This is a genomic window from Streptomyces sp. C, assembly GCF_000158895.1.
GTDB classification, from domain to species: Bacteria; Actinomycetota; Actinomycetes; order Streptomycetales; family Streptomycetaceae; genus Streptomyces; species Streptomyces racemochromogenes.
The window spans coordinates 6,128,106-6,132,244 of record NZ_GG657750.1; the positions used below are offsets into that span (position 1 = coordinate 6,128,106).

A 4,139-nucleotide genomic window follows, 5' to 3' on the forward strand; every position below is an offset into this window, starting at 1 on the left:
GCAGTTCAACCTGTTGATAGTACGTACTAAGCTCACAGGTTTCACGTACTAAGCTCTCATGTTTAACGTACTAAGCTCGCATGTTTAACGAACTAAACCCTCATGGCTAACGTACTAAGCTCTCATGGCTAACGTACTAAGCTCTCATGTTTCACGTACTAAGCTCTCATGTTTGAACAATAAAATTAATATAAATCAGCAACTTAAATAGCCTCTAAGGTTTTAAGTTTTATAAGAAAAAAAAGAATATATAAGGCTTTTAAAGCTTTTAAGGTTTCACCTGGTCATCATCGGACGTGGACCTCTTTCGTGTCGGCCGGCCGGTATTGCCGGTCCCAGTACCAGAGCGGGGTGCGCCGCGCACCCCGGGAACTTTTTTCTTTCTCAGGCTGCTCCGCGCCACCAGGTCGTACGCGGGGACCACCACCCACGGGCTCACCGCGCACCCCTGCCCAGCCGGGCCGCCGCCAGCGCCGACACTGCCGCCCGGTCCGGCTTGCGCGAGCGCCCCGACAGCGGGATCCGCGCGAACAGCAGCGCGTCCGGCCGGGCCGTGCCCATCCGCCGCAGCGGCTCCGACAGCGCGGCCCGCAGGGCCGGTTCGGGGACCCCGGGCCGCGGCTGGACCACCGCCACCAGCCGCTCGTCCCCGTCACCCGCCGGGATCCCGACCAGCACGCCCAGCTCCACCCCCGGCACGTGCAGGGCCGGTTCGTACAGGCTTGGGTAGATGTTCTCCGCCCGGTTTTATCACCATGTCCTTGCAGCGGCCCTCCAGCACGATCCGGCCGGCCCCGTCCAGACGCGCCCGGTCCCCCGTCGCCACCCACGGATCGGGCTCCTCGCCCAGGTAGCGGTCCCGGGCCGCGGGCCCGGTCAGCAGCAGCTGGCCGTCCGCGTCCACGGCGGCCCGCACCCCGGGCAGCGGGCTGCCCACCAGGTCCCCCGCCCCCTCGAAGTCGGCCTTCTCCCGGGACTCCACCGCGGCCGCCGGGAACAGCTCGGTCAGCGCGTACACCCCCCACGCCTGCTCCGCGCCCGCCGCCCGGACCCGGTCCAGCAGGCCGGCACCGGCCGGAGCCGAACCCGTCCACACCCGGCCCCCGAACCTGGCCCCCGCGCCGAGCGCGTCCCGCAGCTGCGGCGGCGTCAGGTAGGTGTCCCGCGGCCCCAGCCGTGCCAGCTGCCGGGCCAGCGGGGGGGGGGAGCGGGCCGGCAGCGCGACCGGCGCCCCGTGCGTCAGCGAGGGCACCAGCACGAAGAAGGTCCCGCCCAGCACGGGCCCCTCACCGCCCCCGACGAACAGCTCCGACACCGTCTCCATCCCGGCGGCCAGCCCCGCCCGGGTGTGCACCACGGCCCGGGGCCGCGAGGTGGTCCCGGAGGTGAACACGACCACCGCGTCGCCATCCCCGTCATACCCCGTCGGCACCCCCGCCCGGGAAGCCCCCCGCTCCAGCGCCGGCGCGCACCCCGGCAGCCGGGGCCCCACCGTGGCCACCGGCCCCAGCGAAGCCAGCTCCGGCAGCTCCAGCGCCGCCCGCCGGGCCAGCGGCCGGGCCCACCCCGCCACCGCCTGCGCGGCACCGTCCGCCAGCACCAGCGCGGGCCGCGCCAGCGCCAGCCGGGCCCGCAGCACCTCCGCCCCCGCGCCCGGATCCAGCACCGCACCGCGCAGCCCCAGCCGCCACAGCGCCAGCAGCACCGCCAGGGCGCGCGGCCCGGGCCGCACGGCGACCCCGACGGTGTCCCCGGCACGCAGCCCCCGCGCGTGCAGCGCGGCGGCGAAGTCATCGGCCAGCTCGGCGAGTTCACCCCGGGTGGCGCGCACCCGGGTGCCGCCCGAACGGGTCGCGGAGAGCACGGCGGGCCGCTCGGGGCGGGCCCGCAGCGCCTTGTCGAGTCGGTCCAGCATCAGCGGGGGTCGTCCGTTCCGTGCGTGCCGCTGCCCTGGTCGAGGTACCAGCGGGCGGTCCCGGCGAGGCCGTACGCGCGCAGCCGGCGCGTGGAGTTCTCCACGACCATGCCCCGGCAGCGGGAGATCCGGTCGGTGTGGCGGCGGACCGCGTTCAGGAACAGCCGGTCCGTCGGCGAGGGCCGCCGCGGCATCCCGCCCACGGCCAGGTACAGCTCGGCGGTGATCGCCATGTTGTTCCCCGCGTGCATCCGGTACGGCGCCCGGAAGCCGTGCCGCCGGGCATGCTCCGGCCGCAGCCGCCCGAACAGCGCGGCCACCCCCACCAGCCCCGCGAAACCGGCCCGCCCCAGCGGCCCGTGCTCGTCGCGCCGGGCCGTGACCCGCCCGCACACCAGCCCCGGCCGTTCCCGCAGAGCGGCCCGCGCCGCGCCCGTCCAGCCGGGGCGCGGCAGGCAGTCCGCGTCCGTCCGCGCCAGCAGGGTCGCCCCCCGCGCGATCGCGTACCGGAAGCCGGTGTCCACCGCCGAGCCGACCCCCTTCTCCGGCTCCTCGATCACCTCCACCGGGAACGGCGCCCGCGCCGCGAACTCCCGCGCGATGGAACCCGTACCGTCCGCCGAGGCGTTGTCCACCACCAGCAGCGTGAAGTCCCGGTCCCGCTGCGCGGCCAGCGCCCGCAGCGTCGCCGAGAGCCGCGCCTCCTCCTCGTGCGCGGGCACCACCACCCACATCGGCGTGCTCACGACTTCTCCCAGACCATCGTCATGATGCTGATCCCGCCGCCCAGCCCCACGAACAGCACCCGCTCCCCGGCCGCCAGCTCCGGGAAGACCCGCTCCAGCTGCACCCCGATGCTCGCGCTCGCCACGTTCCCCAGCTCCGGCACCGTCACCACCAGCTTCTGCGCCGGCACTCCGGTCAGCTCCGCGAACCGCTCCAGGTACGGCACCGTCACCTGGTGCACCAGCACCTTCGCGAAGCCGTCCCAGTCCATGCCCGTCCGGTGCAGCGTCCGGTCGATGACCGCCGTCCCCACCTTCTCGAACACCCCGCGCAGCTCGTGCCCGTCCCCCTGGAAGTACGTGTACGCGTCCCCGCGCGGGTGCCGCGAACCGCCGCCCGGGATGCCCCCGACCTCCCAGTGCTCCGAATGCGTCTCACTGTCCACGTCCAGGATCCCGCCGCGCCCCACCTCCTCCAGCAGGACGGCCGCGCCCGCGTCGCCGAACGTGTAGCCGGCGAAACCGCTGCGGAACTCCGCGAAGTCCGCCGGGTCCATCCGCACCGCCCGGCTCGGCGTCTCCCCGGTCACCACCAGCGCCCGCCGGGCCCGCCCGGCGAGGACGGCGCTGCGGGCCAGGTCGATCCCGTTGACGAAGCTGTTGCAGGCGTTGGTCACGTCCACCGCGTGCGCCCTGGAACCCAGTTCGGCCTGCACGATGTGCGCGGTCGCCGGCTCCACCAGGTCCCGCGAGGCGGAGGCGAAGACCAGCAGGTCCACGTCCATCGGGCCGAGCCCGGCCGACTCCAGCGCCCGGCGCGCCGCACCCACGGCGAGCGTCGACGCGTACACCCCCGCGGCGGCGACCCTGCGCGAGACGATCCCGGTGGCCTGTGTCAGGAGCCGCGCGGGCAGCGCCAGGCCGCTGCGCCGGGCCACCTCCCGCTGGAGCTCGTCGGAGGACAGCACGTCCTCGGGCAGCAGGCTGCCGACGGCGGTTATGCCGACGCGCGGCCGCGGATCACAAGACTGTGTGGACATGCCCCCACGATCGCCCGCCGCCCGCGCTCCGGCCTGAGTACGGATGCTCAGTTCCCTTGTGGGGGCGCTGAGTAGGGCCCCGCACCTTCCCCCAGAAGATGCCCTCGCACCCCGGGGCACCGCGCACGGCTCCCCGTATCGTGGTCCGCCGACCGGCCGCACCCGCGGGGGAGGGGACGTGACTCTTCCCCCCGGTTGAGGCCGGGGGATTCTCGCTATGACGGCTGGGCTTCGCGCCGGACCGGCCCGGCCCGTGGAACGTTCAGAGCGCCGACCACGTCAGCGTGCGCTCGGTGGCCGCAGCTGACGCAGAGGAACACCTCCTGTGCGGGCCGGTCCTCCTTGGCGGTGTGCCCGCGTTCGGGGCACCGGCGGTGACCGGAGCGCGCCGACGCGGCGCACACCCTGCGCGGCGAACTGGAAGGGGCCGGCCGGGAGCGGCGCGCCCCCGAACCGGGG

The 4,139-nt window shown here is 73.6% G+C and carries 5 protein-coding genes; all 5 read right to left on the reverse strand.

Annotated features, from left to right (window positions below):
* Positions 1 to 435 precede the first annotated feature (435 nt).
* Entirely contained in the window at positions 436 to 678 is a 243-nt protein-coding gene (locus tag SSNG_RS44140) for a hypothetical protein (protein ID WP_241695126.1), read from the reverse strand.
* The gene (locus tag SSNG_RS27580; RefSeq protein ID WP_007267216.1) at positions 653 to 1,915 is read right to left on the reverse strand and encodes an AMP-binding protein; all 1,263 of its coding nucleotides are present in this window, start codon (positions 1,913 to 1,915) and stop codon (positions 653 to 655) included. The genes SSNG_RS44140 and SSNG_RS27580 overlap by 26 nt, the downstream gene beginning before the upstream one ends.
* Positions 1,915 to 2,661 carry a glycosyltransferase family 2 protein gene (locus SSNG_RS27585; RefSeq protein WP_241695127.1) on the reverse strand — a complete coding sequence of 249 codons (747 nt, stop codon included), beginning with the start codon at positions 2,659 to 2,661 and terminating at the stop codon, positions 1,915 to 1,917. The genes SSNG_RS27580 and SSNG_RS27585 overlap by 1 nt, the downstream gene beginning before the upstream one ends.
* The gene (locus SSNG_RS27590) at positions 2,658 to 3,680 is read right to left on the reverse strand and encodes a ketoacyl-ACP synthase III (protein ID WP_007267218.1); all 1,023 of its coding nucleotides are present in this window, start codon (positions 3,678 to 3,680) and stop codon (positions 2,658 to 2,660) included. Before SSNG_RS27590 ends, SSNG_RS27585 begins: the two co-directional genes overlap by 4 nt.
* A 215-nt stretch (positions 3,681 to 3,895) precedes the next feature.
* The gene (locus tag SSNG_RS44960) at positions 3,896 to 4,084 is read right to left on the reverse strand and encodes a zinc ribbon domain-containing protein (protein ID WP_128637184.1); all 189 of its coding nucleotides are present in this window, start codon (positions 4,082 to 4,084) and stop codon (positions 3,896 to 3,898) included.
* Positions 4,085 to 4,139: the final 55 nt, after the last annotated feature.

Bases quoted from the DNA above. Each gene is read 5' to 3' on its own strand.
- SSNG_RS27580 (WP_007267216.1), bottom strand. From the start codon at position 1,915: ATGCTGGACCGACTCGACAAGGCGCTGCGGGCCCGCCCCGAGCGGCCC.
- SSNG_RS27590 (WP_007267218.1), bottom strand. From the start codon at position 3,680: ATGTCCACACAGTCTTGTGATCCGCGGCCGCGCGTCGGCATAACCGCC.